4 protein-coding genes are annotated in these 4,628 nt (G+C 40.1%); 2 read left to right on the top strand and 2 right to left on the bottom strand.

Going from position 1 to position 4,628, the window contains the following annotated elements; all coding sequences use genetic code 11:
• Positions 1–28: 28 nt before the first annotated feature.
• On the top strand, positions 29–961 hold the full coding sequence (locus AC5YCE_RS15340) for an IS5 family transposase (RefSeq protein WP_496171020.1): 933 nt from the start codon (positions 29–31) through the stop codon (positions 959–961).
• 219 nt (positions 962–1,180) lie between these two features.
• On the opposite strand, the gene AC5YCE_RS15335 is transcribed toward AC5YCE_RS15340, so the two are convergent.
• Positions 1,181–1,885: a LysR substrate-binding domain-containing protein gene (locus tag AC5YCE_RS15335; protein WP_496172592.1), complete on the bottom strand. Its 705-nt coding sequence runs from the start codon at positions 1,883–1,885 to the stop codon at positions 1,181–1,183.
• Between the two features lie 313 nt (positions 1,886–2,198).
• Between AC5YCE_RS15335 and AC5YCE_RS15330 the strand changes: the two genes are divergently transcribed.
• A complete protein-coding gene (locus AC5YCE_RS15330; RefSeq protein WP_496172591.1) occupies positions 2,199–2,870 on the top strand; it encodes an FMN-dependent NADH-azoreductase in 672 nt (223 codons plus the stop codon).
• Positions 2,871–2,999: 129 nt separating this feature from the next.
• Here the strand turns inward: AC5YCE_RS15330 and ahpF are convergent, their stop codons facing one another.
• Positions 3,000–4,565 carry an alkyl hydroperoxide reductase subunit F gene (ahpF, locus tag AC5YCE_RS15325; protein ID WP_496171664.1) on the bottom strand — a complete coding sequence of 522 codons (1,566 nt, stop codon included), beginning with the start codon at positions 4,563–4,565 and terminating at the stop codon, positions 3,000–3,002.
• Positions 4,566–4,628: the final 63 nt, after the last annotated feature.

The raw sequence follows: 4,628 nt of genomic DNA, 5'->3' as shown, positions 1-4,628 counted from the left end.
AAGGCTTATTCAGCAATATAATTTCAAAATGAATAAACCTGCAGCTAAAATCTACCATACAACCAATTGGTCATCCTATAATCGAGCCTTAATTAATCGAGGCAATATTTCCATTTGGTTTGATCCAAAGACTCAGTGGTATGCACAATCACAAGGCAAGCAAGGTCGAAATCAAACCTATTCCGATACAGCGATTCAATGCTGCTTAATGATCAAATCTCTATTTCGACTCTCTTTACGCATGGTTACAGGTTTTGTTCAAAGCCTGATTAAGCTTTGTGGATTAGATTGGACAGCTCCGGATTATTCCACCCTTTGTCGTAGACAGAAGCATATTGATATTGCGATTAGCTATCAAAAAAGTAGTAATGGGCTGCATCTACTTGTAGATTCTACTGGCTTGAAGTTTCTTGGTGAAGGTGAATGGAAATGCAAGAAACATGGGTCTGAATATCGTCGCCAATGGCGTAAGCTTCACATTGCTATAGATGCTAAAACCCTGCAAATACGTGCAGTACAACTCACCACAAATGATGTCAGTGATTCTCAAGTATTTGAAGATTTACTTGCTCAAATTCCCTTGGATGAACAAATTGATTCTGTTTATACAGATGGTGCTTATGACACAAAGCACTGCCGACAACTCATTTTAGATCGAGATGCATATGCGGTCATTCCACCGAGAAAGAATGCAAAACCTTGGAAAGATCAACAAGCGAGGTCTATAGAACGCAATGAGTTATTGAAAACAGTCAAACGGCTAGGAAGATCGCTTTGGAAAAAGTGGTCTGGTTATCATTGTCGAAGTTTGGTGGAAACCAAGATGCATTGCATCAAATTATTAGGCGATAAATTAACATCAAGAAGTTTCCCTAGTCAGGTGAATGAGATTCATGCACGCATAGCGGTCTTGAATAAATTCACAGAATTAGGTCGCCCTCATACCCAAGTTGTCTCTTAAATTTAACTCAATTAGGGTAGCTCTGCCTTTCAAACCTTTGTGCAACAAAGCCGATTTATATTAAACAGATGATTTGAGATGCAATTGGCTTAATTTTTTTAAAAATAGAAATAATGATCAACTTAAACGTAAACTGAAACCTAAACTAAAATCCTTCATGCTTACACTAATGCATTAGCAATAGATTTAGCATGAACAACTCGCATCATTATGAATTGTTCATACATCTAAGGTTTTCACCAATTTTTCTCTACACCATGCTTCAATGTCTAGCGTCAATTGATCTACATTTAGCAGACTCACAAAATAATAATCTAAGGCTTCCAGCCCCAATGGAGAGACCTGAACTAAGCTTGAATTTTTAAGATAGTGTGCCACTGCGACTTTACTCAACAATGCAACACCTTGACCTGCCAATACTGCTCGTATAGCGTGTCCCTCTTCATTGTAGAAAACCTGTTGTTGTGACGAGTCAATGTGTAGATCCTGTTGTTGATACCACTTTTGCCAATTAATACGTTTAGGACAGTACTCATCTCCCCATGAAAAGTGGATCAGTGGCACAGCATCCCATTGAACTGGCTCTTTGAGTAAGGAAGGATGACTCACTGCAATATATTCATCTTTCGCCAATAAGTTTGATCTGAGATCTTGATAGCCACCCATACCATACCGAATAGCAAGATCATATTGCCCAGTATGCATATTCATCACATCGTAGCTGGCATGAACTCTAAACATCACTTCAGGATAAAGCCTTTGTAACTCTGGTAAATAGGGAATCAGCCATTCTGTTGCATAAGTTGGAATCGTCGTAATCGTAAATAATCGTTGTTTATGTGCTTGAAGATGGTCAATGGCTTGCTGAATCTGTGCAAAACCTGCTTGAACATGCTTAAGTAAGAATTCACCCTCAGCAGTCAAAATAATTTTTCGTGTTCTTCTTTCAAATAATTTGAGCTCTAAGGCTAACTCTAATTTCTTGATTCTATGACTGAGTGCTGTCGGTGTTAAATGTAAACGCTCCGCAGCTTGTTTAAAACTTAATTGCTCCGCGACTTAATTGCTCCGCGACATATTGAAAAGCCAGTAATTGCTCAAGGGAATATTGGATTTGCATAGCGGTTTTAATTTTTATAGATGAATCAAATTCAGTTATAACATACATTTTAATCGTTTGTGACCTGATGCTCTGAATCCCATACTCAAACTGAAATTTTCATTCGAGTAAAAGCATATGACAAATATTTTAAGAATTGATGCAAGCCCACGTACAGGCATTGCAGGTCAAGTTCCTCATGGATCTCAAACAAGAAGACTCACCGAATTATTTGTCAATACTTGGTTATCCAAAGCAGCTGATAGCGTAATCAAGCATCGTGATGTAGGAAAGAATCCCCCTAAGTTAATTGATGAACAATGGCTTATTTCTCAGTTTGGTTATACAAAATCTAAAACTGAAGCAAAACAGCATCTTGCACTCAGTGATGAATTGATTGAAGAACTTCATTGGGCAGATATTATTGCTGTAGGCGTACCGATGTATAACTTTGGACCGCCAGCGCATCTAAAGGCATATATCGATAATATTGTTCGTATCAATATCACCTATCGTTTTGATGAAGCACTTAATCAACCCTATATTGGCTTATTAAATAATAACAAAGTCATGGTGATTTTATCTTCGCGAGGTGGACATGACTTTGATGATGATGCTCCATTTCAAAACCATGTAGAGCCTTCGATTAAAACCGCTTTCAACTTTATCGGGATTCAGCAATTTCAGGAAATCGCAATTGAATACCAAGAATATGGTGGCGATAAGCTCGCTGAATCTATTCTGCAAGCGGAATCCAAAGTAACTCATTTAGTAGAACAATTATTACTTAAAAATAAAACAACAATCTAAGATATAAAAAAAGGAACTTGGATGTTAGCGTCCGAAGTTCCTGTAAAATGAGCGTGTCAAATAGATCTGATACTTTTTAACTTGTTTCATGGTCAACATCCTTGGGATATTGACCATAAGGTTTAAGACTTACTGGCCAGAACGGATCATATAATCAAAAGCAGACAGAGACGCTTTTGCACCTTCACCCGTTGCAATGATAATTTGCTTGTAAGGAACAGTGGTACAGTCACCCGCAGCAAACACACCCTTCACATTGGTTTCGTTGCGCTCGTTAATGATGATCTCACCACGATTGCTTAACTCAACCTTCGAGTCTTTTAAGAAATCCGTGTTTGGCAACAAACCAATTTGAACGAAGATCCCGGCAAGCTCTACAGTGTGTTCAACATCTGTGGTACGGTCTTTGTATTTCAATGCTGTCACTTGTTTGCCATCACCGACCACTTCTGTTGATAAGGCATTTTTGATCACAGTAGTGTTTGGTAAGCTGTTTAACTTGTCTTGAAGCACTTGATCCGCACGTAGCTTGGTATCAAACTCAACCAAGGTCACATGCTCCACAATACCTGCAAGGTCAATTGCCGCTTCTACACCAGAGTTGCCCCCACCAATCACCGCAACACGTTTACCTTTGAACAATGGACCATCACAGTGTGGGCAGTACGCTACACCACGAGTACGGTATTCAGCTTCACCCGGTACATTCATCTCTCTCCAACGCGCACCTGTAGACAGGATCACGGTTTTCGATTCAAGTTTTGCACCATTTTCTAAAGTCACTTCAACATTGCCGTACGTGGTTTGATCTGCACCCACAATCGATTTCACTCGTTGTAAGTTCATAATGTCCACACCGTACTCACGGACGTGTGCTTCCATTTCAGCAGCAAACTTCGGACCTTGGGTTTTTTGAACTGACGTGAAGTTCTCAATGTCCATGGTATCCATGACCTGACCGCCCATGCGCTCAGCCACGATCCCAGTACGAATACCTTTACGCGCCGCATAGATGGCTGCGGTATTGCCCGCAGGACCACCACCAATGACGAGTACATCGAAGGCGTCTTTGGCATTTAACTTCTCAGCATCTTTGGTAGCAGAGTTCGTATCTAACTTGGCAATGATTTCTTCCAAAGTCATACGCCCTTGACCGATGTGTGCGCCATCTTGGAACAACATTGGAACGGCCATGATTTTGCGTTCTTCGACTTCGTCTTGGAAGAAAGCACCATCAATCATGGTTGCTGTTGTACCTGGGTTATTGATCGCGATTAAGTTCAAGGCTTGAACCACGTCAGGACAGTTATGGCAGCTGAGTGATACAAACACATCAAAGTTTGATTTAATGCCTAAGTCTTTAATTTGAGCCAACACTTCATCAGAAACTTTTGGGGCATAACCAGACACTTGTAGCAATGCCAAGATCAAAGAGGTGAATTCATGACCCATTGGAAGACCTGCAAAGAATACACGTGGCTCTTCACCTGCTTTTGCAATCCCAAAACTTGGTGCACGGCTGTTTTTACCGTCGAAACGTGCAGTGACTTGATCAGACAATGCTGCGACCTCTTCAACCAGTTCTTTAATTTGGTTGGATTTATCTGTGCCATTTAAGGTTGCCACGATTTCAATTGGGCTTTCAAGGCGTTCAAGAAGTGTTTTGAGTTGTGCTGAAGTATTTTGATCTAACATTGCTAACGTCTCCAAAGGAGTAAATGTTTATTTGATAAATGAATCATAGCCAAATCTTATAAA

It is taken from the genome of Acinetobacter sp. CY79, assembly GCF_059515845.1.
This window is presented reverse-complemented; position numbering and strand designations above follow the sequence as displayed.

Bases quoted from the DNA above. Each gene is read 5' to 3' on its own strand.
- AC5YCE_RS15340 (WP_496171020.1), top strand. From the start codon at position 29: ATGAATAAACCTGCAGCTAAAATCTACCATACAACCAATTGGTCATCC.
- ahpF (WP_496171664.1), bottom strand. From the start codon at position 4,565: ATGTTAGATCAAAATACTTCAGCACAACTCAAAACACTTCTTGAACGC.
- AC5YCE_RS15330 (WP_496172591.1), top strand. From the start codon at position 2,199: ATGACAAATATTTTAAGAATTGATGCAAGCCCACGTACAGGCATTGCA.